The organism is Bartonella sp. OD88NMGDW (assembly GCF_042193775.1).
In the GTDB taxonomy this organism is placed as follows: Bacteria; Pseudomonadota; Alphaproteobacteria; order Rhizobiales; family Rhizobiaceae; genus Bartonella; species Bartonella grahamii.
The window spans coordinates 66,038-89,009 of the sequence record NZ_JBHIMA010000007.1 but is presented as its reverse complement, the minus strand read 5'-3'; the positions used below and the strand labels follow the sequence as shown (position 1 = coordinate 89,009).

Annotated in this window: 18 protein-coding genes, 1 tRNA gene and 6 pseudogenes; 16 read left to right on the top strand and 9 right to left on the bottom strand. The window is 36.5% G+C overall.

The window, feature by feature from the left end; translation table 11 throughout:
* Window positions 1–1,103: 1,103 nt before the first annotated feature.
* The 4 genes from rsmI to ACFIJR_RS06880 all read left to right on the top strand — a co-directional run bounded on the left by rsmI (window position 1,104) and on the right by ACFIJR_RS06880 (window position 3,559).
* Window positions 1,104–1,991 carry a 16S rRNA (cytidine(1402)-2'-O)-methyltransferase gene (gene rsmI / locus ACFIJR_RS06895; protein WP_375648616.1) on the top strand — a complete coding sequence of 296 codons (888 nt, stop codon included), beginning with the start codon at window positions 1,104–1,106 and terminating at the stop codon, window positions 1,989–1,991.
* Window positions 1,992–1,995: 4 nt separating this feature from the next.
* The gene (locus tag ACFIJR_RS06890) at window positions 1,996–2,364 is read left to right on the top strand and encodes a YraN family protein (RefSeq protein WP_375627263.1); all 369 of its coding nucleotides are present in this window, start codon (window positions 1,996–1,998) and stop codon (window positions 2,362–2,364) included.
* Between the two features lie 102 nt (window positions 2,365–2,466).
* Window positions 2,467–2,712 (top strand): hypothetical protein, encoded by a 246-nt coding sequence (locus ACFIJR_RS06885; protein ID WP_330168884.1) that lies wholly within the window; start codon window positions 2,467–2,469, stop codon window positions 2,710–2,712.
* Between the two features lie 55 nt (window positions 2,713–2,767).
* Window positions 2,768–3,559, top strand: a complete 792-nt coding sequence (locus ACFIJR_RS06880) for a pyrroline-5-carboxylate reductase (RefSeq protein ID WP_375627239.1) — start codon at window positions 2,768–2,770, stop codon at window positions 3,557–3,559.
* Between the two features lie 396 nt (window positions 3,560–3,955).
* Here ACFIJR_RS06880 and ACFIJR_RS06875 read toward each other — a convergent pair whose 3' ends face one another.
* Window positions 3,956–5,017, bottom strand: a complete 1,062-nt coding sequence (locus tag ACFIJR_RS06875) for an Mrp/NBP35 family ATP-binding protein (protein WP_375626510.1) — start codon at window positions 5,015–5,017, stop codon at window positions 3,956–3,958.
* A 609-nt stretch (window positions 5,018–5,626) separates the two neighbouring features.
* On the opposite strand from ACFIJR_RS06875, the gene rpmH reads away from it, so the two are divergent.
* The 8 genes from rpmH to ACFIJR_RS06835 all read left to right on the top strand — a co-directional run bounded on the left by rpmH (window position 5,627) and on the right by ACFIJR_RS06835 (window position 12,269).
* Window positions 5,627–5,761 carry a 50S ribosomal protein L34 gene (gene rpmH, locus ACFIJR_RS06870; protein WP_005864709.1) on the top strand — a complete coding sequence of 45 codons (135 nt, stop codon included), beginning with the start codon at window positions 5,627–5,629 and terminating at the stop codon, window positions 5,759–5,761.
* A gap of 117 nt (window positions 5,762–5,878) precedes the next feature.
* Window positions 5,879–6,271, top strand: a complete 393-nt coding sequence (gene rnpA / locus ACFIJR_RS06865) for a ribonuclease P protein component (RefSeq protein WP_015856278.1) — start codon at window positions 5,879–5,881, stop codon at window positions 6,269–6,271.
* Window positions 6,261–8,099, top strand: a complete 1,839-nt coding sequence (gene yidC / locus ACFIJR_RS06860; RefSeq protein ID WP_375653857.1) for a membrane protein insertase YidC — start codon at window positions 6,261–6,263, stop codon at window positions 8,097–8,099. Before rnpA ends, yidC begins: the two co-directional genes overlap by 11 nt.
* The gene (yihA, locus tag ACFIJR_RS06855; RefSeq protein WP_273788101.1) at window positions 8,096–8,740 is read left to right on the top strand and encodes a ribosome biogenesis GTP-binding protein YihA/YsxC; all 645 of its coding nucleotides are present in this window, start codon (window positions 8,096–8,098) and stop codon (window positions 8,738–8,740) included. Before yidC ends, yihA begins: the two co-directional genes overlap by 4 nt.
* A 138-nt stretch (window positions 8,741–8,878) precedes the next feature.
* Window positions 8,879–9,571 (top strand): glutathione S-transferase family protein, encoded by a 693-nt coding sequence (locus ACFIJR_RS06850; protein ID WP_375642514.1) that lies wholly within the window; start codon window positions 8,879–8,881, stop codon window positions 9,569–9,571.
* Between the two features lie 1,039 nt (window positions 9,572–10,610).
* Window positions 10,611–11,423, top strand: coding sequence for a 4-hydroxy-tetrahydrodipicolinate reductase (gene dapB / locus ACFIJR_RS06845; RefSeq protein WP_375626501.1), 813 nt, complete (start codon window positions 10,611–10,613; stop codon window positions 11,421–11,423).
* Window positions 11,424–11,451: 28 nt separating this feature from the next.
* The gene (locus ACFIJR_RS06840) at window positions 11,452–12,072 is read left to right on the top strand and encodes a 2,3-bisphosphoglycerate-dependent phosphoglycerate mutase (RefSeq protein WP_375626499.1); all 621 of its coding nucleotides are present in this window, start codon (window positions 11,452–11,454) and stop codon (window positions 12,070–12,072) included.
* A gap of 112 nt (window positions 12,073–12,184) precedes the next feature.
* Window positions 12,185–12,269, top strand: a tRNA-Leu gene (locus ACFIJR_RS06835).
* Between the two features lie 99 nt (window positions 12,270–12,368).
* Here the strand turns inward: ACFIJR_RS06835 and ACFIJR_RS06830 are convergent.
* The 3 genes and pseudogenes from ACFIJR_RS06830 to ACFIJR_RS06820 form a co-directional block, all read right to left on the bottom strand.
* Window positions 12,369–12,573, bottom strand: a pseudogene (locus tag ACFIJR_RS06830) (helix-turn-helix transcriptional regulator).
* Window positions 12,574–12,641: 68 nt separating this feature from the next.
* Window positions 12,642–13,230 (bottom strand): annotated as a pseudogene (locus ACFIJR_RS06825) (lambda exonuclease family protein).
* A gap of 68 nt (window positions 13,231–13,298) precedes the next feature.
* The gene (locus tag ACFIJR_RS06820; protein WP_375626205.1) at window positions 13,299–13,553 is read right to left on the bottom strand and encodes a hypothetical protein; all 255 of its coding nucleotides are present in this window, start codon (window positions 13,551–13,553) and stop codon (window positions 13,299–13,301) included.
* A gap of 59 nt (window positions 13,554–13,612) precedes the next feature.
* Here ACFIJR_RS06820 and ACFIJR_RS06815 point away from each other — a divergent pair.
* Window positions 13,613–14,139 (top strand): annotated as a pseudogene (locus ACFIJR_RS06815) (antA/AntB antirepressor family protein).
* Between the two features lie 51 nt (window positions 14,140–14,190).
* Here ACFIJR_RS06815 and ACFIJR_RS06810 read toward each other — a convergent pair.
* Window positions 14,191–14,490 (bottom strand): annotated as a pseudogene (locus tag ACFIJR_RS06810) (BrnA antitoxin family protein).
* Window positions 14,491–14,496: 6 nt separating this feature from the next.
* Window positions 14,497–14,690 (bottom strand): annotated as a pseudogene (locus ACFIJR_RS06805) (hypothetical protein); the annotation flags it as partial.
* Window positions 14,691–14,867: 177 nt separating this feature from the next.
* Here ACFIJR_RS06805 and ACFIJR_RS06800 point away from each other — a divergent pair.
* A pseudogene (locus tag ACFIJR_RS06800) lies at window positions 14,868–15,227 on the top strand (hypothetical protein); the annotation flags it as partial.
* A gap of 326 nt (window positions 15,228–15,553) precedes the next feature.
* Here ACFIJR_RS06800 and ACFIJR_RS06795 read toward each other — a convergent pair.
* The 3 genes from ACFIJR_RS06795 to ACFIJR_RS06785 form a co-directional block, all read right to left on the bottom strand.
* Window positions 15,554–16,531 (bottom strand): outer membrane protein, encoded by a 978-nt coding sequence (locus tag ACFIJR_RS06795; protein WP_375653856.1) that lies wholly within the window; start codon window positions 16,529–16,531, stop codon window positions 15,554–15,556.
* A 560-nt stretch (window positions 16,532–17,091) separates the two neighbouring features.
* Entirely contained in the window at window positions 17,092–17,364 is a 273-nt protein-coding gene (locus ACFIJR_RS06790) for a hypothetical protein (RefSeq protein WP_375626209.1), read from the bottom strand.
* Window positions 17,358–19,733 carry a mechanosensitive ion channel domain-containing protein gene (locus ACFIJR_RS06785; RefSeq protein ID WP_375653854.1) on the bottom strand — a complete coding sequence of 792 codons (2,376 nt, stop codon included), beginning with the start codon at window positions 19,731–19,733 and terminating at the stop codon, window positions 17,358–17,360. Before ACFIJR_RS06785 ends, ACFIJR_RS06790 begins: the two co-directional genes overlap by 7 nt.
* Window positions 19,734–19,913: 180 nt before the next feature.
* Between ACFIJR_RS06785 and ACFIJR_RS06780 the strand changes: the two genes are divergently transcribed.
* A complete protein-coding gene (locus ACFIJR_RS06780; protein ID WP_375626213.1) occupies window positions 19,914–20,291 on the top strand; it encodes a hypothetical protein in 378 nt (125 codons plus the stop codon).
* 91 nt (window positions 20,292–20,382) lie between these two features.
* On the top strand, window positions 20,383–22,896 hold the full coding sequence (secD, locus tag ACFIJR_RS06775; RefSeq protein ID WP_375626215.1) for a protein translocase subunit SecD: 2,514 nt from the start codon (window positions 20,383–20,385) through the stop codon (window positions 22,894–22,896).
* Window positions 22,897–22,972 lie beyond the last annotated feature (76 nt).

Here is a 22,972-nt window from a genome sequence, read left to right as displayed (position 1 = left end):
TACTGCAATGAATGTGTACAAACACCGTAAGAATAAGCAGATGCCAAGCCATGGAGACTATCGCTATTAGCAAAACCATCTGATAAAAAACCAAAATAGCTTTCATAACCACTCTATGACGCGTTTTATAGGGTTGTTTTTCTTATAAAGCTTGTGCTTTCGCTGTTGCTTGTCAATCAACATCCAAATTTAACACAAGTGATATATTTAAAAGAAAGATTAAGGTTAATGAAAGCTCTGCGCGCCGTTCCAGCTTTTGTAGTTAGAGAAAAAATATTGCCTATTCTATTTGAGTAATCTCTGAAACGAAAATACAGCTTCATTTAGCAAGAATATAAAATCTGAAAGGAAAAAACCTGTTTTCCTCTTTACTATCATCTGTCCATTCAGTTTTAGAACTTTCAAAAGAATCACAATATCTTTTAAAAAGAAAAGACCACGGATTATCCCCGCTTTTTACGCATTATATTTATGGGCTTGTTTTTAAGAGATAGCTCTTAATCAATATGCAAAATGATAAACTCTCCGTTATAAATCAAATCTTTAAGATAAAAATTAGCCTTAAACATTTCTAAGGTACTCATTCATACTGTTAAAGCTGTAGAGAATATGAAAAAATCAAATATTTTGCTGATAAGGGCTTATATTTGATCAATAACAATACAGTTAGCTGTTTATGTTTCAAAACAGGCTGTTTATATTTTCTCAGAAAAATAGTTTGGATATCAAGAGAATATTTGAAAGATAGGCGTTATGGAAATAATCTAAAAATCTTAGTTTTAAAAGAGCACAGCCAAGCGTGAGATGGTGGCATAGGTAAAATTGTTTTTTGGTTCTCGAAGGAAAAACTTTATAGAAAATCATGGAGCTGATAGAATATTGGTGGAATTTTTTTTACTAAAAAAGATAACGCAGATCAAAATAGATAATAATGTTAGATTAAGACGTTAAAGATGAGATTATCTTATTAGAGAGTAATCGATTATTCGAGTAAGGTAAGCCTTTATAAGGATAAAAAATGTGCTGGTAAAAATGAGCCAAAATGACTTATGAGTATGGATAAAAATCTTGTGGTGAGGGAAATTTGATGAAAAGAAAAGAGCATGTGTGAAAAAGCATATTTTATAGGTGCGCATGCTTATTCTGCACCCGTTATAGAATCAGGGCTTTATCTTGTGGCAACGCCTATAGGAAATCTTGCAGATATTACGCTTCGTGCTTTGCAAGTGCTTGCAGGAATTGATATTTTAGCCTGTGAGGATACGCGGGTAACACGTGTTTTGTTGGAACGTTACGGTATTCAAAAAAAACCTTTTCTCTATCATGAATATAATGCGCAAAAAGCGGGTCCGAAGCTCTTAGCGGCTTTAGCAGAAAACAAAACAGTAGCGCTTGTGTCAGATGCGGGAACACCACTTATTTCTGATCCTGGATTTAGATTGGTGGAAGAAGCCCGTAAAGCTGGTCATAAAATTATTCCTATTCCTGGAGCATCTGCTCTTTTAGCCGCTCTTATACCGACAGGGCTTCCTACTGATAGCTTTTTTTTTGCAGGTTTTTTGAGTGCACGCAAGCTACAGCGCAGAAAACGATTGGAACAATTAAAAGAGATTCCAGCAACTTTGATTTTTTATGAATCACCGCATCGTCTTGTTGAAACTTTACAGGATATGGTCACTCTTTTTTCGGCTGATCGACCTGCTGCCATTTGTCGTGAATTAACAAAGAAGTTTGAAACAGTAGATGTTTCCAATTTAGGGAATTTGTTGGAAAATTACAGAAAACAAGCACATATTCGTGGGGAGATTGTTGTGCTTGTTGGAGAATCATCCTCTTCTTTAAATGTGATAAGTGATCAAGAAATTGATGAAATGCTATTAGAACGCGCACGGACACATTCTGCTGCTCAAGCAGCAGCTTTGGTTGCAAAAGAGACCGGTTTTAAAAAGCAGGAACTTTTTCAGCGATTAATCTTTTTAAAAAATGCGTAAAATGATACAAAAAAAACGTAGACAAAAGTCTTTTTATCGAGGGATTCGTGCAGAAAAATTGGCCGCTTGGTGGCTACGTTGCAAAGGGTTTCACATTGCCGAAAGGCGTTTTAAAACAAAATGTGGGGAAATTGATTTAATTGCACGACGTGGAAATCTTGTGTTAATCGTTGAAGTTAAAGCACGTTCATCGTTGGCTGAAGCAATGGAAGCGGTTTCCCGAATGAATGAAAGGCGAATTGAAGCAGCTGCCGATATTTGGCTCGCACGGCAAAAAGATTATGCCCTTTTATCTGTACGCTTTGATTTAATTGCAGTTTTACCTTGGCGTTGGCCACAGCATATCCCTGCATTTTTTACATCTGATCAATAAAAGGCAGCCCCCGTTTTAACCATATTCAATAAAAAACATTTCGTTTTTATGTGCATGTGCGTTAAAAAGTGTGTAATAATTGAGCGCTATAAGGAGTGAAATATGGATGATTATGAAAAGTTTGCAACAGGTTTGCTCATTGTTTTTGGAGCGCTGATTATTGGTGGTTTAATGGCAATGCATATTGTGCTTATGAATAAACCAGGTTTTTTATTTGCATTAGCCGCAGCTGTTGTTGGTTGGTTTTCTGCTTTTGCCGTTCTCTTTGACAAGCCTAAAATCTATTTGGGCTTGATTATTTTTGCTATGTTATGTGTTGCTTCTTCAATTAGCGTTTATGTTAGTTAAAACACTTGAGATGTTGATTAAGATTCCTTTTAAATTGTAAAACTGAGAAATAGAAATGAGACTTGGCTTTTTAGGAACGGGTACAATCAGTGCTTCAATGGTGAATGGCTTAATGACAAGCACCTTTGATGTTTCTTCTATTGTTGTTTCACCTCGCAATGCACAAACAGCAGAGCGCCTTTCAAACACTTATAACAAAGTTATGATTGCTGAAAATAACCAAACATTGCTCGATGTTAGTGATTGTGTTTTTCTTTGCTTACCCAACCAAATTGCAGAAGACGTTTTGCGCTCTCTTCGTTTTCGTCCAGAACAGCTGGTTATTTCCGTACTTGCTATGGCAAAAGCAGCAGAAATAGAAGAGTGGATTAATCATAAAGTTTATCGTGCTGTTCCATTACCTTTTGTTGCAGAATGCAAAAATTTGACACCAATCTATCCCGATCATCCCTTCTTACGCACTTTATTTGACGCATTGGGGGGCACATTGGTGCTGGATAAGGAAGAGCAGTTTAATCTTTTTATGACAGCTGGTTCTCTGATGGGAGTATATTTTAATTTTATAGAAACAGCCCATCAGTGGTTTATAACACAAGGGTTAAAAAAACAGCAATCAGCAGAATTCCTTACCATGATGTTTGGAAATCTTACGGATGAAATGCGTAAAACTATAGCAACTGATCGTTCTGCACTTCTCGATTTTGCACTGCTTGAAAAAGAGTTTTCAACAAAGGGTGGAACAAATGAATTTTTGTCAAATTACTTTTCTCATCAAGGGGGAAGGAATGCTTTAACAACGGCTCTTGAGGCTACTTTGCAAAAAATGAATGCTTCTAAAAAGACTTGACCAACATTTTTTTATCATCTCAATAAGAAAGAGCTAAATGTTGAAGATTTATATCAAGAAAACTCATATCGAAAAATGCTTTTTACACCTGAAAAAGATATCATCTTATGAAGAGAATTGATTTTTAAAATATTTTTTACAACCTTTTACAATTTTTCTAAATTATTTTTATTTTCTGTCTTCTTCTTTTATCCTCAATACCAATATTTTTTCTACCTCATGGTTCTATCTCTTCTAATTTGGGTCCCCTTCAGGTTATCCAAACGCATGAATAATTTTTTGTTTATTTAACCTATATACTCTACTCACACATTAAAACTTCCCCTTACAAAGAAGCAACTATTTTTACGTCTTCCATGATTGTGTTTTAATAAACTTTCTCAAACAAATATCCATTTAAAAAAGTTGATTTTTTATTTGATCAACAATTTTACGATACAGTTTAGTATGCTCTTTACTAGGCTTAGCAACAAAAATAGGGGTCCCCTCATCTGAAAAAAATCGTAAAGCTGCATCAAGCGGTATTTCCGCTAAGAAAGGGACTTCTCGACGTTCCGCTTCTGCCCGTGCACCACCATAGCCAAAAATATCATAGCGTTTTCCCGTATCAGGAGCGATAAAATAACTCATATTCTCAATAATTCCTAAAATAGGAACATTGACTTTCATAAACATTTCTATTGCTTTACGCGCATCCACTAAAGCAAGATCTTGGGGCGTAGAGACAACCAACGCACCTGTTAACTGTACCTGTTGTGCAAGCGTTAGTTGTGCATCCCCTGTACCGGGCGGCATATCAACGACTAAAACGTCCAGAGGTCCCCATAAAACGTCTCGTAACAATTGCGTTACCGCTGCCATAACCATAGGACCACGCCATACTACCGGCTTTTCTTCCTCAACCAAAAATCCCATCGACATCAATTTAAGTCCGAATTTTTCAAGAGGTTGAATCTTTTTTTCTTCAATGAGCTGTGGTTTTTGATTAACAAGTCCTGTCAAACGCGGCAAAGATGGACCATAAATATCAGCATCCATCACCCCCGTCTTGAAACCAGAATCTTGTAAAGCTAAGGCGATATTTATTGCCATTGTCGATTTTCCGACCCCTCCTTTTCCAGAAGCAACAGCAATCACATGCCGCACACCTTCTATGGGCATTTTGATCGGTAAGAGATTTGCTCTCCGTCTAGGTGCTGCCTTTGTTGTTTTTTCTGCTGTAAGTGTGACAACAACAGATTCCACTCCCTCCAAAGCACATACCATCTTTTCAGCAGAACGACGCAATGATTCCCATTCTTGCACACCTCCATCAGGAACTGTAATGGAAAAAAAAACCTTACCATCAGCAATCAATATTTCTGAAAGAAGCCCCAACGACACAATATCGCTTTCAAGATCTGGTCCTTTGATTTTACGTAATACGTTGCGGACAGCCTCACTTGTAATAGAATCCAAGTTCTTTCCTCTCTATAAAAATACCAGCAAATACAAGCATAAGAACGAAAAATACTTACAGGTTCATCACCTGATAATTTTCTACTTTACTCAGAATTATAAAGTATAAATTACTTATATCTTATCTCTTTTCTCTTTTCTCTTTTCTCTTTAAAAATATGAAACCATCCTTAAATAAAGAATCTCAAACATAAAATCTGCTATAAAATCCTATCAATCGTATTTTTCTACAACCAATTTAATGAATGTTCTGATAAAAATTTTGTAAAAACAAAAACTGAAAAAATTTTTTTAATATTAAAGGATACTTTAAATTGAGTATACAGTAATCAGTCACACTTTCTTTAATTCTTTAACGCCCTAGTCATTTATTTTCTGTAGACTCAATCGTTATTTCTGACACTCTTACAGTATCGTAAAAAAATATCACAGACGGTTGTAAGGTGTTTTGTATTCTTTCAAGAGCGAGAAAAACAATCTAAGATTGACTTTTTTTATATTTTTCCTTATGGGTTAACAGCCGTATGATAGGATAAAATCGTTCATCTCGCGCATAACTGCTCATAAAACGAAGATTAAGAAGGGCCGCACTCCGCGGTATTTAAATAAATGAAACGTACTTACCAACCCTCTAAACTTGTCCGTAAACGCCGCCATGGGTTTCGTGCACGCATGGCTACAGCTGGAGGACGTAAAGTTATTGCTGCAAGACGTGCTCGTGGACGTAAGCGGCTCTCTGCTTAACCATTTAAATTTTCACAACCGTTGAGGATTGCTCACCATTTCTTCGTTGTGAAACTTTTGTTATGAACCTCTAATGCCTGCTTGCAGGCATTTAGTGAAATTGCGAAATGTTCTTTTATGAAGAAAAAACATCCCTGCCGTATTCGCAAAAGAGCAGACTTTTTGGCTGTCCGTACAGGAGAAAAGCGGCGTGGTCCTTTATTTTTGCTCGAAGTTAAATCTCGTGAACAAACAACAGAAAGAAAAGATTCTCTTGTTGCACGTGTAGGCTTCACGGTTACCCGTAAAAACGGTAATGCTGTGAAACGCAATCGTATCAAAAGGCGCTTGCGTGAAGCCGTAAGAGTTGGTGTAACAAACCACATGGAAGCAGGAACAGACTATGTCATTGTAGCATATCGTGATGCGTTACATGCGCCTTTTACATCCTTAATTAGTGAATTAAATCGGCGAATAAAACCAAAAATAAAACATCAGCAACAACAACAAGGGTGTACGGATGGAATATAACCGCAATTTCTTTATCGCTATTGGCTTATCTTTCGTAGTGCTCATCGCATGGCAATTTCTTCATGTTGCTCCCAAACAAGCAAAGTTACCAAAACAACAAGTCATCACACAGCAATTGTCAAAAGAACAATCAACCCTTTCTACTACCACGACGAATTTTTCTGACGATACCTCAACGCATCAAGCAACATCTATCATCGAACAGCCAATGACACCTGAAATCCGGAAAGCTGTATTGGCCAAAACAAAGCGTATTGCGATCAAAACCAATGAACTGGAAGGCTCTATTAATCTTGTTGGTGCACAATTTGATGATCTTCACCTCAAAAAATATCGTTTAACAGTCGATAAAAAATCACCGGAAATCGATTTGCTGAATCCTAAGGGTTTCAAAACGACCTACCTTGCTGAATTTGGTTTTGCAAGTGCATCTTTACCAGCAAAAGCTTTGCCACAATCGGATACACAATGGCAAATAGAGGGAAACAATACAATCCTGACTCCTTCAACACCTATCACTTTAATTTATAATAATGGACAAGGACAGATCTTCCGGCGTATTCTTTCTGTTGATGATCATTTCATGTTTACCATTGAAGATTCTATCAGCAATGAAAGTGATCAACCAATATATCTCTCATCCTATGCCCGCGTTGCACGTGCAGCACCACCAGAACATACAAATGCAACCTATTTACTTCATGAAGGTATGATAGGTATTGCAGGAGATTCGCTCAAAACTGAAAAATATAAAACCTTAGCAGAGCTTGATCCAAATCCTGATAATGGGCAAAAGAGCATGACTTTCTCCAAAGTAACAGGAGGTTGGATTGGTATTACCGATAAATATTGGGCTGTAGCAGTTATTCCCCCGCAAAATAAAGAATATACAAGCCGTTTTATTTATTTTGATCGTTTGCAAACGCATTATCAGTCTGACTTACTAGGATCGCTTTTAACGATTGCTCCAAATGAAACAAAAACTATTACAAATCGGCTTTTTGCTGGTGCAAAACAAGTTGAAATTATTAATAACTATCAAAATGACCTAAAAATCAAAAAGTTTGCTCTTTTAATTGATTGGGGCTGGTTTGATTTCATCACCAAACCAATGTTTTCTCTCATTGATGTCCTTTATAAACAAACAGGAAATTTTGGTATCGCCATCCTTCTTGTCACGGTGCTCTTAAAAACTCTTCTTTTTCCTCTAGCCAATAAATCTTATAAATCTATGGCACGCATGAAGCTTTTACAACCGCGGTTGCTAGAAATAAAAGAAAAATATCCCGATGATAGAACCAAGCAACAACAAGCAATAATAGAACTATATAAAACCGAAAAAATTAATCCCCTTGCTGGTTGTTGGCCAATGTTGGTTCAATTCCCAATATTCTTTGCTCTTTATAAAGTTCTCTATATCACCATTGAAATGCGCCATGCCCCTTTCTTTGGCTGGATTGAAGATTTAGCGGCACCCGATCCAACTTCTCTTTTTAACTTGTTTGGTCTCTTACCGTATACAACTCCAACATTCCTTATGATTGGTGCATGGCCTTTGATTATGGGAATAACGATGTTTTTACAAATGCGTATGAATCCCGCTCCTCAAGACCAAACCCAAGCGATGATATTCACATGGATGCCTGTTGTCTTTACTTTTATGCTCGCCTCTTTTCCTGTTGGTCTCGTTATCTATTGGGCATGGAACAATATATTATCAATCATTCAGCAAGGTATCATGATGAAGCGCCAAGGAGTTAAAATTGAGCTTTTCGATAATCTGAAAACCATGTGGAGAAAATCACCCAAAAAAGAAGTGCATGAATGACAAGAGATTCTTCCCTTTCTGGAATTTTTTCTCGCAATTGGATTTTTATTCGTGGTGTACCAGCAATACGCTTTCTCCCCCCTGAAGGACCACCAGAAATTGCATTTGCAGGACGTTCCAATGTTGGAAAATCATCTTTAATAAACGCACTCGTCCAACAAAAAAGCTTAGCACGCACCTCAAATACACCAGGACGGACTCAAGAGCTTAATTATTTTGTCCCCGATGGCTTCAGTGGGCAGCTGGGAGATCTTCCCCCTCTAGCATTAGTAGATATGCCTGGTTATGGTTTCGCTGCTGCTCCTAAAAATCTGGTTGATGCGTGGACAAATTTGATTTTTAGCTATTTACGGGGGCGCACAACATTAAAACGTGTATATATCTTAATTGATTCACGGCACGGAATCAAAAATAATGATGAAGATGTTCTTGCTCTCCTTGATAAAGCAGCCGTTTCTTATCAAATTGTTTTGACAAAAAGCGATAAAATCAAATCAAATGCCTTGGAAAAATTAATTATGAGCACACAAACAAAGCTTCTCAAACGTCCGGCAGCTTATCCTGAGCTTCTTGTAACCTCTTCAGAAAAAGCTCTCGGTTTAGAAGAATTACGTGCTGCCATTTTGCAAACCATCGCATAAAAGAACAATTGCTATTATTAACAATTTATTAATTATAATTACTAGCAGCTGCTAATGATCTTGTACTTCTAGTCAAGCATCTTTATAAAAATGATTACTTGAAAGAATTCTCATCAACTCTATTTGATAGTGTAAATTATGCTGACACTTTTTCACTCTCCCCTATCCGCTGCCTCGCGCTTCATACGCCTCATTCTTGGGGAATATGGTGTAGCCACTCAACTGATTGAAGAATATGAATGGGCAAGAAGACACGAATTTCTAGCCCTCAATCCCGCTGGTCATGTTCCTGTTTTTCTCGATGAACACGAGGTTCCATTATCAGGTCCTCTTGTTATCTGCGAATATTTAGACGAAACACATGGAAGTTTACGACAAGACAATAAGCTCTTTCCGGAAAATCCTTTAGATCGTGCGGAAGTACGCCGTCTCAATGACTGGTTCTTAAATAAATTCGAAAATGAAGCAACGCGCCATATCGTACGAGAACGAATCCATAAACGTGAAATGCCACTTGCCATTGGTGGTGGTGCTCCTAATTCACAAATTTTACGCAATGCACGTGCCAATATTTTACCACATATGAACTATCTCAACTGGCTCTGTGCCTCTCGCGATAGCTTAGTCGGTTCTGCCTTGTCCTATGCAGACCTAGCAGCAGCAGCCTCTATTTCTGTACTTGACTTTCTAGGGGAAATTGACTGGGAACAATCTCCTGCTGCCAAAGACTGGTATATGAGAATTAAATCACGCCCTTCTTTTCGTTCTCTTTTAACAGATCGCGTCCGCGGAATTGTTGCAAGTGCTCACTATGCAGATCTTGATTTCTAGCCTTCTTCCACAAAAAAAGTAAAAACGATATTTTATCTAAAGGATATTTATAGGCTTATGAATTTTTATGCATGCGTATAAACAATACGATAATACATTGATTTAGAATCATATTAAACAGAGAATAAGCCCCCCATAATATTTTCTTATTTTATCCCCCTTATAATGCATGAAAAAAATCACTTTCTTGACGTATCACAAAAATATTAGCACAGGAATAAAAATTATTTAAGAAAAGACTTTAAAGAATCTCTTTAAATATAAGAGCTGTAGCATCACTGGAAGCTAGGCAAATAAAATAACAATACTTAACACATGTTATCCTCCATTCTCCCCAATATATGAAAAAACGCATTACATAACATATGTACTATTTTCTCTATAACAAACAAAGCCTCATCATGCGTTTTTACAACATAACAATTTTTTCAACTGACTTTCCTAAAAGATAAAGAATCCGACCAATTCTCATGTATAAACAATTCAACTTCTTGTTGGTCCCTTATTTCTACCCCCTTTTACGTGATTTTATTAATGGATAACATATTGATATAAAATGATTAAATAATCGTTTTTTTAACTTGAATCATCAATTCCAAATACCTTTTTCTCATTACCTTCATCAAATTTGAAACAATCAATATCGCTTGCTTAAGCATCACACATGGAATTGGTGTGTGAAAAAATATTAAAGAAAAGCATGAATTGACAACATAGGTGTATTTGTTTGGGAGATCTTGTTTTGCATAAAGAACGCCCCCCTTAAAGAACAAAAAAAACAAAAGCGTAAAGTAATACACAATCTTCATTAGGTTTCATAAGCAAACCTTATTTAGGAATATTCATGACACACTCTAACGAAAAACATCTCTAATTTAAATTTGTAAATCTTATATCACTTGCTCTAAACAACAGTGTTTTACAGCACAAGAAGATAAATTAAAGCAGGAAAAATTTTTTCCTATAAAGAAAAAGAACCATTGGAAAGAAGGCAAGAATTTGCCTATACTGCACAGTGAAGTATTATAAGGAGATAAGAATGCGCCTTACAGTTGTTGGTGCAAATGGGAGAATGGGACGTGAACTCATTACAGCAATCCAACAGAGGAAAGATGTAGAGCTTTGTGCTGTTCTTGTACGCAAAGGCTCACCGTTTGTAGGAAAAGATGCCAGTGCCTTAATTGGTTCAGATTCTCTTGGGATTGGCATTACTGACGATCCTGAAAATGCCTTTTCTAACACAGAAGGTATTTTAGATTTTTCTCAACCAGAAGCCAGTATTCTTTATGCTAACTACGCTGCTCAAAAAAGCCTTGTCCATATTATTGGCACCACAGGATTTAGCAAAACAGAAGAAGAAAAAATTGCAGATTTTGCGAAATATACAACAATTGTCAAATCCGGAAATATGAGCCTTGGAATAAATCTTTTGGCCAACCTTGTAAAGAAAGCCGCTAAAGCATTAGAAGCCAATGATTTTGATATCGAAGTTTATGAAATGCATCACGCGAACAAAGTTGACGCCCCTTCTGGAACAGCCCTTCTTCTTGGCCAAGCAGCAGCTGAAGGGCGCAATGTTACGCTTAAAAATGTGCGTGTCAACGAACGCAATGGTTATATAGGTAAACGCGAAAAAGGCTCCATTGGCTTTTCTTGTTCACGTGGTGGAACAGTTGTTGGAGAACACAGTGTCATTTTTGCCGGTTCCCATGAGCGCATTGTTCTTTCACATACAGCGCAAGAACGCTCTATCTTTGCCAATGGCGCATTAAAAGCAGCTTTGTGGGCAAAAAATCATGAAAACGGTCTTTATTCAATGCTCGATGTTTTGGGATTGAACGATGAATTTTAAACAATCAATAGAATAGAGGCAATTCATAATGGAACGCATACTTGTACTAATTCGTCATGGACAAAGTGAATGGAATCTCAAAAACCTTTTTACCGGTTGGAAAGATCCCGATTTAACAGAAAAAGGTCATGCAGAAGCGATAGAAGCAGGAAAAAAACTGAAAGAATATGGTTTGAAGTTTGATATCGCTTATACATCTGCCTTACAGCGTGCTCAAAAAACGGCTCAGCACATTTTAGAGCAAATGGGACAATCAGATTTAGAAGTGATAAAAAATCCCGCATTAAATGAACGTAATTATGGTGATCTTTCTGGTTTAAATAAAGATGAAGTACGCCAACAATGGGGACAAGAGCAAGTGCAAATGTGGCGCCGCTCTTATACGATTGCGCCCCCGAATGGAGAAAGCCTACGCGACACCGGTGCGCGCATCTGGCCTTATTATCTTTACCACATCCAGCCTCATATTTTGCGCTCCCAAACTGTTTTGATCGCAGCGCATGGAAACTCTCTTCGTGCTCTTATTATGGCGCTTGAAGGTCTCTCCGGTGAGGAAATTATATCTCAAGAATTAGCGACCGGCATTCCTATTATTTATACATTTAATTCGGATTCAACAATTTTATCGAAGATAGTCCTCGCACCTTAAACTTCTAAAATCATGATCTCCCAAAAAATCAATTCAATCGTTTTAAGCTAAAAAAATAAATTCTATAATTTCATTGACAGAATTGCTTCATACGCTTAGATCAATTTTATGAGCCCAGATGGCGGAATTGGTAGACGCGCAGGTTTCAGGTACCTGTGCCGCAAGGCGTGGAGGTTCGAGTCCTCTTTTGGGCACCATTTTATTTATTAAACATATTGAAATATATAGATTTTTTCTTTAAATAGCCATTTTCAGACCAGCTTTTAGACCACCTTATACGGTTTATACAACTTTACCTAATTTACTCCTATTTTCTCCTTATTTTTCTTTGGAGTGACGGTTAAGATCTCTTTCTTTCTCCACCTCACTGCTCTACCTAGCTTATATAGTTCTGGAAATACCCCTTTGAAATACCCAATTACAAATTGTGGTTGTGGATACACTAAAAAGCTTTGCACATTCACGGGTTGTTACATATCTATCTCCATCATCAAGTATCATCTCATTGCCTTTCTCTTTTTTATATTAATTAAATGGGCGGGGGTGTTGGGGGAAGCACCCCCATAGGTTTAAGCGGCTTTTGTCAAAATCTTGTGCATCTCTTGTTCTATTTCCGCTAAGAAGGTTTCAACAGTTTTATTAATCTCTTCAATGTGTTTCTCATCATGGAGGATGCGTTTGATTTTCATTCTCAAACCAGTAGATTTACCTACAAAGTTTGGATTATAGTCCATGAAATCACACCATTTGCGTCCGGTGCATGCCATTTGGAATTGCATCTGTACGTGATATTCTGGCTTGATTTCGTCATATACAAAAAAACGAAGATGAGTCGTTGATTGTGAACATTTGACTTCAATTAAACCGTCCTCTCCAATGAACCCATCAGGACTTGCATCAACTATTTCTATTGTAGGATGTTGGATGAATCCACATTCTATTATATCGACATTATAAATGAATGCATATTCTTTCAAGGTATCATCCTCATGTTCAATGCCCCATTGCATAGCAGGTGTTGTATGAGATTGGCTTATTTCTCCTGTTAAGCGCTCTTATTATGAGTTTCATTTTGTAATCTTCACATTTGCTTTTCAGAAAACATTTTGCTGCCTTACTGAGTACGCTGTAGACATTAGATGCGGTGACTTTACCCAAGCGTGCTTGAAACTATTCTGCTGTTCGTTGCTCCATCTCACACCGCCGTTTGTTGCTCTTGTTGTGCTTTATTCATTTGCGAGAGCATTGCTTTTTTTCAAAGAAAACAAAGCGGTTTGTGCTTGTTTATAAGACATATCTGTGAAGTTTTTTACTCCTATGAAAGAGAGAAGCTTACTTTCATCCGATCTTGTCTGTTCTATTAATTCTCTGATCTCATTCATTTGTTCAAGAGAGACACCTGAAAGAAGCATTGTTCCATCGTGCGTAGGTGAGAGTAGAACCAACCGCTTGGATGTTATTTTTGCTCCCTGTAGCATCAAAAGGAAATATTCCTTTTATTGAGTGTCAATCAAAAACATCTAAACACAAGGAGTTATTTATGAACAATCTTATAGAAATTAGAGAACAGGTTATTAATCCGGAAGCTGTTCAAACAGTAAACGCACGCGAGTTGCACACATTTTTTGGAATAGGAAAACGTTTTTCTAATTGGATTACAGATCGTATTAATCAGTATAAATTTGAAGAAGGAAAAGATTTCATAAAAACACAAGATTTGCGGTTCCCAAAATTGGGAAGCGTAAAATCTAGGGCTGTTACAGCAATTAATTATCACCTTAGATTAGATATAGCAAAAGAGTTCTCAATGGTTAAACGCAATAAGAAAGGACGTCAAACATGTCGCTATTTTATTGAATGCGAAAAAAGTTGAAAAGCCAATCTGTTGATTATGAATTATTTTCTTATGAGTGTTTAAAAAAACCTGCCGGTGTTGAAGAGATCTTAGGATTGATGATAAAACGTTTGTTAGATGCAAATGGACTCGAAAAAGAACTTGAACATTATAAAGCTCTCATTAAAGAAGTAAAACAGGTCTTAAAAAGATCTTTCATGAAAGCTGCATAAGTAAAAAACAGAAATCCCCTCCTCTTTCTTAAAAATGAGGAGGTGGTTGGTTTAGATACCACTTGCTTTTTTAAAACTTCCCCATACGCACGCGCCAGTCTCTCCCCGGTTTCTTACAAAGAGGCAATAACGTTTTGGTAAAGAAATAAAGTAACCGCCTATTTGGGAGATTCAACTGGTAGACGCCCATATTTGCGGCGTTCTTGTGCTACATATAAAAAAAGAAGCACGTAAAACTTCTTTAGCTGGCTTTAGGCCTACAAGTTCTTCATCTGTTAGTGGTGGGGAATCCACAGCGTCCCAATCTTCTTTTGTGTAGCCACATCCTGTTCCAAAGGTTTTTTTAGTCATTGAAAACCTCTCTTTCTTATTCTCTTGAGGAAAATTGATAATGGACACCGCTTCATTGCCAAGCTTTGCAAAAACAACAACTACGATGCCATCAGAAAAATGTCCAATAGCCCTCATGCGATTTGAATTTGTGCATCAATAAGAGCATGTTCCCAGTCAAAGTAAATAACATCAGCAAAATCAAGCTTATGTTTATCAATGTTTAAAGCTCTTTATTGGTCCATCCTACACTATCTTCATATACTTTTATGTACACGAAAAATATCACACCATCAATAAAATTAAAGTGTACAATAATTCAGACAAATCATTCAAAATAGAGAAACTATGAATAAAAAAAACGGCATAGCATATCGGTTCGTGCGTTTGTGAAAAAGATGCGTGTCTCTCCTAATACGGTTTTTCACGATTTAAAACAGGAAAATTTGATGAGGCTCTTTTTGAAGATGGTTCTATCAATGAAGCTCTTGCAATCGCCATATGGAATGAGAATCCAACAAAGCGCCCTGCTTCACTTTTAGCGCCTGATGGACAACCACAGACAAAGATAAAACAAGCCTCCACAGATGGAGCCAATGAATACAAAATAGACACTGGAGCAGATGCAAGTTCCGCTTGAAAGCGAAAAAATTGCACTTGAACGACTACGCGAAACAACCGTCGACCGTGAAGAAGTAAAGAGAGCAGCCCGTGAGTTTGGAAGAGCGCACCGTAATGCCATGTTGAATTTTCTTCATCTTCTAATTGTTTAGATAGAAAAACTATCTTTAAGTTTACTTTTTTAACGCTATAACGATATTATCATGTGATCACCGCAATAATACAAAAAACGAATCATTCCTTCTTTGCAAATAAATATTTTAACTATACCTTGTGAACCAAAGAATTTTTATTCTTAACAATTAAGAATTTAAATAATTCTTTCTTATCTCCTCATCATCACTCAAAATCAAAGACCCTTTCTTCACTATAAAATAGCATTTACAATGCATACCATTTAAAAAATAAAGGCCCTATCAAAGAGATAGAACCTTTTAAATTTAAGCTCCTTTATCCTACAAAACTAGAATTTGTAAGCTATTCCTGCGCGAAAATCATTCGTCTTATACTTAACTTCAATCTCGTCTTTAAATTTCTTTTTACCAAAATCTGAGTAACGATACTCCGCACGCACAACAAGATGATCTGTCATTGCAAAATCAACACCACCACCGAGAGTATAACCAATCATTGTTTTTGTTACATCTGATGTCCTATTAAAAGGCTCATCTCCCGTAATTATTGTCGACAAAATATCTTGAAACTGTCCATAAGCGACACCACCAGCAATATAAGGCATCACACGCCCCGCAGAAAACCCAACACGCACCCGTGTAGCACCTGTCCATTTTTGTTTTAACGTATGATTAAAAGTTAAACTGTTTTTCTCTTCTTTACCCTCTGCAACAGAGCGAGAAAAGCCTCTACCCTGGCCCTTGACAAGTTTTGCCCTTTTTTGTTTCGCCCTTTTTTGACTTTTTTCTACTGTCCCTACTCCCTCAGAATCAGAAGCCGATTCTTCAGTACCCGCTCCTTCAGTACCCGCTCCTTCAGTACCCGCTCCTTCAGTGCCCGTTCCACCAGCACTCGATTCATCAGCATGAAATCTTGTTTTTGTATCCTTTTTTTCCGTTAAAAGCATATCCGTATCAATCCCCACAATAAAATTATTACCGAGATCAAAATTAACACCTGCATAAAAACCACCTATAAATCCAGAAAGCTCAGGCATATACTGTTTCTCGACAGGTATCCATGGTTTACTTTTACTCTCCTCATCAGGATAGAGAGGAATATCAACATCACGCGTCATTGCAGAAGTCTTACCTGAAAAGCCACCCACTTGCCCCCCGAAATAAATACCTGCCCAAGAAAAAGGTGAAGAAGCAACAACTTCTGAGGCAACGTGTACTGGCTCCTCATGAGCCACCACATCTGCAGCCTGTACTATAGAAGATGAAATCAAAGAAAAAAAAGATGCTGTTATAAATTTTGTATTCATAAAATTATACCCCATTGCTAAATTTAAATATAATCAAAAATCACATTTAGAAAAACAAAGTTTTATAAAATCTTATGCCGAAAAATCGCATGTACTCCTTTATAGTTACATTTAAATCTATCACTAGATTAATATATAATTACATCAAAATTTAATATTATCAAATAAATTTTAAAATATTAGAATAATGAATACTTCAAATAATAAATATTTAATAAAAATACCTATTATATTTTTTAAATGATAAAATATAAAGCATTTTGTATCAAAACAAACGCAAAAAATAACAAAATAGTATATTTTATAAATTTTTTTATGAGAAAAATTCTAAAAATGATGTAACTATTTTTAAAAAATCGATATTCATTAAAAATATTATAAATACCTCAATATTTTTATATCCAAAATGCATACTTTAGATTCTATATAGTATAAAAAATATACCTATTTTATACTACAATCATACCTTTTTTCTACCATTTTCTAAAGGATGAGATTATTAATACGACAATATCATTATCCTTCTAAACATTATCTCTAAATAAAAATTCTCAATCATTTTATTTAAAAATTGCTCTTCCCCTACTGATTTCTATATTATCATCTGCCTTTATTGCAAAACGGTCTTTATTAGGAAAAGTTATAAAACATCCCTTCATACAAATTGTAATTGTTTGATGAGTATTTAAAGAAACTTTTGAAGGTATACTTCCCTCGACAACAATGAGAGACTGTACCTTTAAATCTGTATTCTTCACTGTTGCGGCAAAAGCTGTTATGGTAAAAATATTCAATAGAATAACTGTAATCAAAGCATAAATATATTTCAGCATTCTAAGATTCCTTCCTCAGCAAAACGCTTATATAAGACAAATCGAAGAGCATTGGTTACATGAGAAGGTGAGGTAATATTAGGCACATAAATAGCTAAATTAAAGGAAAAACTCTTATGATCAAATGCTGTAAAACTCACCTGCGGGGTAGGATTTTTTAAAACGCCTTCTGTTGCAAAAGCAATCTCCAACAAAATTTCAGCAACATGCTCTGGAGCAACTTTAGATGATACAGTAACTGGTATATCAATTCGTCCTACTTTATTACGTCTAGTCCAATTACTAACGTTGTTATTAATAAGGCTTGAATTGGGAATAATAATCGTCTTACGCTGAATGGTCTCAAGTTCCGTTGCACGCACACTAATACGCTTAACAACACCACCTACTGATCCAGATTCTATATAGTCTCCTATTTTAAACGGTCTGCCAACTAAAATAATAAGTCCAGAGACAAAGTTTTGGACAATATTCTGTAAACCAAAACCTATACCAAGTGAAAGTCCTCCAGCAATAAGAGCGAAATTTCTAAGATCCAAACCTGCCATTGACAATCCCGTCAAAGCAGACACAACAACGCCTCCATAACTTATCACTGTTTTGATAGAATTCCGTATACCAGAATCAAACTCTCCATGGACCAACACCACACTATCTAACCAACCAATAAATCGGCGAATAAGAAACCAGCAAACACAAAAAGAAATAATTCCTGTTATAATAGAAATCAAAGAAAGAGTAATATTTCCAATCTGAAAACCAGTAACCAATTGCCACAATACTGCTTTCAAATCAGAATAGGAAAATCCAAACTGTACAGCAATTGGCATTGCACAAAATACAACAACAAATAAATTGAGAAAAACGCTCACAAAAACTCCCAATTGATTCATCGTTTTTTCTTCTAAATGAAACCTCTGCATCAAAAGATGACCAACCGTTGTTTTCATAAATTGGCCTTTAGTTCCAAGTGCTTGAGCGCTTTGTATTCCTAAATACATGAGAACTAAAAATGCTCCACCAATCATAATTTGCTGCATAATAAAACGTGCAAGACCAACATAACCTAAAAGATTTAACACAAAGAGCAGTACCCCCAAGCCAATAAGAGGAATGCGTATATAAAATGGCCAAAAGTATGGTTCTTTTTTTTCTCCTTGAAAACGCTTACGTCTAAATCGCAAAGGTACAAATGATATTATAAACAGCAATATCGCTACAAGAAAAACAGCAATAAAACTTTTAGCAATTGTCAAAGATAGAGGCGCTGAAATGATTTGATAAATACTATCAAGAACAGCATCAAATGCCAACACACCCGCTAAAGAAGTGAGTAAAATCACTAATTGATAAGCAGACGATGGTGCAATACTGAAAAGACGCGCATGGGGCATATTCGAAGATAAAAGAACAATTGCTAAGCGATTGATTAAAAATACTAAAATAATCTGACAACCTATCATATCAAAAACTGTTGTAAGCTTACCTAGATCTAAGTTAAAACTACGAAACAAAAACAACACAAGATAAACGCAAAGAGTACATATAAGCGAAGGTAAGAGAACTGAAATAAAGGCGATCAATAAGCGTTGTAAATAAGATATTTCCTCATTAGACTTCCTAAAGTGGCAATACACATGAACAAGAACTTTTCGAGAAAAATACGAAAGACCCAAAGTGATAAAAAGTGGAATTAAAAAGGAAAGAAATAGTTGTAACAACTTGAAATAAAATATAAAATTCCACCAATAATTTAACAACAAAAGAAAATCTGATGAAGCCTCTTTTGTTTTTTGGGCGAGCTGTTTAACCATCGGAATCGAAAACTCAAACCTATACGTAAGCGTGCGTTTAAAAAGCTCCCGAGATTGAGAAATAGAAAGTTCAGCTATCCCATTTGCCGCTAAGAAAATTTCTTCAAAACGAAGCATGATACTGTTAATTTTAGCTTTTTGCTCTATCAAGTAAGAATACTCTTTCACTGAGCTTTTCAGTTTTTTTACGTCACGATGAAGCTCTGTTAATTGATCAAGAAGTGTATTAATCTCATTAAGAGGAGGACGCAAAACAAATGCTGCCTCAATAGCACGTTCACTGATATCTTGTGCACGTAACCGCAATTCTTCTAAAGAACGCTCATCTTCTGACTTTCTGTCAAAATCTCTTTTTAAAGTTTCACTATTTTCTTCAAGAGTCTCAATAATCAACTGTTGTTGTTGAATAATTTCATCAACTGAATAAGAATCTATTGTTTGTTCGACAATTGTATTTTGTGCACCCCTATTCCCCCATGCACCAGAATTAAATACAAAGATAATCCCCAAAAGAAGGAAAAGTATGTGGATGTTTTCTCTACAAAATGAATACATATCGACCTTATGCGCACAAAAAGGATTTTATCCCCCCCTCCTTAATATGGTATAAAGCAGATATTTTCAACTTTTGTAGAATAATCTTATAAAAGCTTTCCCTTATCCTATAATACTGATAATAAGAGAAAAGGATAATAAATAAGCTGAACTCAATAAGATTAAAGAAGGCACTCTAGCATGTGTTTTTTGCACCTCTATTGCAAAAAAGAAAATTTTCTTCCTTTGACAACTTGGATTTTTCTATCCAGTTTAGGTGTATTCTTGACGAGCAACCTAGGAACGCGTGCCTATTTGATCAAACAGTCACACACTAATAATACCATTAAAACGAATAGATTTGATTTACACAATAAGCGTGATCAGTTGAATGTTACCACAACTGAAAACAAAAAACTTGTAACACTCCATACAGAATCTATTTTTACGAGAACCCTTCAAAAAATCCTAACATTGGATTTCTTTTTAATAAAGATTCCAGCTATTGATACGCGATTTCGTAGCGTTAAAACGCAATATTTCTCAAATAAACGCGCTCCTCCTAATGAACACACTTAAATTCTCTTCCTTGAATATAAAACGATCATCTTATTTTACTTGTGCTTTTAACTTTGAATAACTGTTAGATTGCCTATTAGCGGAATATATCATGCGTACACCTGGTTGGTTAACTACCCTTTATTGTTTTATTCTTTTAAGCAGCATTTATGTTGCCTTACCCAATTTATTTTCATACGAACAAGTTAAAAACTCGAAATTCTTACCCGACACCCGTGTAGCACTTGGTCTTGACCTTCAAGGAGGCTCTTCTCTCCTGCTCGAGGTTGATAGCAAAACGTTAAAACGCGATCAGTTACACATAGTTTTAGGCAGTGTACGCAATGTATTGCGTGAAAAACAAATCCGCACCTCAAGTGTGCGTATCGTTGAAGATAGCATTATTGCCCTTATTTCTGATCCATCGCAAACTGAAAAAGCACTCTCTGCTTTGAAAACATTAATAACCCCCATACACAGTAGCTTTGGTACAACAGAACATAACATCACGATCAGTGCTCAAAATGAAACTCTCCGCGTCACATTAACGGAAGCTGGTATAAAAGACCGTGTAAGCAATGCTATTGAACAAAGCTTAGAAATCATCCGTCGCCGTATAGATCAAGTTGGTGTTTCAGAACCAGCCATCCAAAAGGTCGGAAATGATCGTATTATGGTCCAATTGCCCGGACTACAAGATCCAAAACAACTACGTGATCTTTTAGGAACAACCGCTAAGATGAGTTTTCATCTTGTTCCTTCTAATGTGGACCCCAATAATCCCCCTATAGGTGTTTCTATTCTTCCTGGATATACTGATGCAACACAACATTATGCGATTTATGATCAGATCGCTTTAGATGGAAATGTCCTGAAAGATGCCCGTGCAGGTTTTGACCCCCAAATACCAGGACGTTCCATTATTTCATTTACTCTAGATTCCGCTGGTGCAAAAATATTTGCCGATATAACACGACAAAATATTAACCGTCCTTTTGCTATTGTTTTAGATAATAAGGTTTTAACCGCTCCGACCATCAATAGTGTCATTCCCAATGGACAAGGCCAAATTACAGGAAACTTTGACCCAAAAGAAGCCTCAACTCTGGCTGCTTTGCTTCGTGCTGGTTCCCTCCCCGCACCACTCACGGTCATTGAAGAGAGAACCGTAGGTCCAAATCTTGGTGCTGATGCCATCCAAATGGGACTTTACACCGGCATAATTGGCTTTATTCTTGTTGCAATTTTTATTTTTCTTCTCTACCGCATTTGGGGATTAATTGCCAATATAGCACTAGCTCTACACACGATTTTAACATTTGCTGCACTGAGTCTTTTGGGAGCTACGCTTACCCTGCCTGGTATTGCTGGTATTATTTTAGGCATCGGTATTGCCGTTGATGCTAATATTCTCATCAATGAACGTATCCGTGAAGAAAGTCGAAAAGGTGTGGGTGCTTTTGCAGCCCTAGATCGTGGATTTAAACACGCTTTTGCAACCATTGTTGATGCAAATGTTACAGCAATTATAGCGACCGTCTTACTATTTTGGTTCGGTACTGGTCCCGTTCGTGGTTTTGCCGTAACAATGTTGCTTGGTATTATCATCTCCATGTTTACAAATATCACCATTGTACGCATCATCATGATTTGGATCGTTCGTAAATGGAAAATTAAAAAATTGCATATTCACTCTGCTTTCAACATCCTGCCACAAAACACAACTTTCCACTTTATGAAAGCACGCTTCATTGGTATTGGCGTCTCAATTGTTTTATCAATGGCTTCAGTTTTTCTCTTTTTTAAGCCTGGATTGAATTTCGGTATTGATTTCATTGGCGGAAGCCAAATGAGTATTACCACGAAAGCACCAGCAGATCTAGCAACTCTGCGTTCCAAGCTTTCTACTCTTAATATTGGTGAAGTTACCTTGCAAAATATTGATAACGAAAATACCGTATTAATTCGCATGCAGAAACAAAGCGGTAGCGAAGCACAACAAACCATCGCCATTGATAAGGTCAAAACAGCTGTACAAAATATCTATCCCGATACCACATTCGATCAAATAGAAGTTGTTGGTCCCAAAATTTCAGGCGAGCTTGCCACAGCTGCTTTTACTGCTGTTATTCTTGCGGCTATTGCCATGTCTCTCTATATATGGTTACGCTTCGAGTGGTTCTTTGCCATTGGAGCAATTATCACTCTCATTCTAGACACCACAAAAATGATTGGCTTTTTTGCTTTATTTCAATTTGATTTTAATTTAACGGCTATCGCTGCACTCTTAACAATTGTTGGATATTCTATAAATGATAAAGTTGTCGTCTATGATAGGATGCGCGAGAATATGCGTCTTTATAAAAAAATGCCGTTGCGCGAGCTGATTGATCTGTCAATTAATCAGGTTCTTGTACGTTGTTTTTTTACATCAGCCACAACAATTCTTGCTATGCTCCCCATGGCGATATGGGGTGGAAGTGCTGTGCATAATTTTGCATTGCCCATGGTCTTTGGGATTATTATTGCAACATCATCCTCTATCTTTATTGCTGCTCCTATTTTACTCCTGCTAGGAAATTGGTGGCGTGAACGAAATAATCGTGCGAATACCAAAGTGAAATAAAAATGCCATTTAATACGTATGATACATTTCGCCTCTCTTCTCATAGAAATATAATCATTTTCATTCATTCGCTTTT

Excerpts from the sequence above, each read along its gene's own strand:
- rsmI (WP_375648616.1), top strand. The coding sequence starts at position 1,104 with ATGTGTGAAAAAGCATATTTTATAGGTGCGCATGCTTATTCTGCACCC.
- ACFIJR_RS06885 (WP_330168884.1), top strand. The coding sequence starts at position 2,467 with ATGGATGATTATGAAAAGTTTGCAACAGGTTTGCTCATTGTTTTTGGA.
- ACFIJR_RS06880 (WP_375627239.1), top strand. The coding sequence starts at position 2,768 with ATGAGACTTGGCTTTTTAGGAACGGGTACAATCAGTGCTTCAATGGTG.
- rpmH (WP_005864709.1), top strand. The coding sequence starts at position 5,627 with ATGAAACGTACTTACCAACCCTCTAAACTTGTCCGTAAACGCCGCCAT.
- rnpA (WP_015856278.1), top strand. The coding sequence starts at position 5,879 with ATGAAGAAAAAACATCCCTGCCGTATTCGCAAAAGAGCAGACTTTTTG.
- yidC (WP_375653857.1), top strand. The coding sequence starts at position 6,261 with ATGGAATATAACCGCAATTTCTTTATCGCTATTGGCTTATCTTTCGTA.
- yihA (WP_273788101.1), top strand. The coding sequence starts at position 8,096 with ATGACAAGAGATTCTTCCCTTTCTGGAATTTTTTCTCGCAATTGGATT.
- ACFIJR_RS06850 (WP_375642514.1), top strand. The coding sequence starts at position 8,879 with ATGCTGACACTTTTTCACTCTCCCCTATCCGCTGCCTCGCGCTTCATA.
- dapB (WP_375626501.1), top strand. The coding sequence starts at position 10,611 with ATGCGCCTTACAGTTGTTGGTGCAAATGGGAGAATGGGACGTGAACTC.
- ACFIJR_RS06840 (WP_375626499.1), top strand. The coding sequence starts at position 11,452 with ATGGAACGCATACTTGTACTAATTCGTCATGGACAAAGTGAATGGAAT.
- ACFIJR_RS06795 (WP_375653856.1), bottom strand. The coding sequence starts at position 16,531 with ATGAATACAAAATTTATAACAGCATCTTTTTTTTCTTTGATTTCATCT.
- ACFIJR_RS06790 (WP_375626209.1), bottom strand. The coding sequence starts at position 17,364 with ATGCTGAAATATATTTATGCTTTGATTACAGTTATTCTATTGAATATT.
- ACFIJR_RS06785 (WP_375653854.1), bottom strand. The coding sequence starts at position 19,733 with ATGTATTCATTTTGTAGAGAAAACATCCACATACTTTTCCTTCTTTTG.
- ACFIJR_RS06780 (WP_375626213.1), top strand. The coding sequence starts at position 19,914 with ATGTGTTTTTTGCACCTCTATTGCAAAAAAGAAAATTTTCTTCCTTTG.
- secD (WP_375626215.1), top strand. The coding sequence starts at position 20,383 with ATGCGTACACCTGGTTGGTTAACTACCCTTTATTGTTTTATTCTTTTA.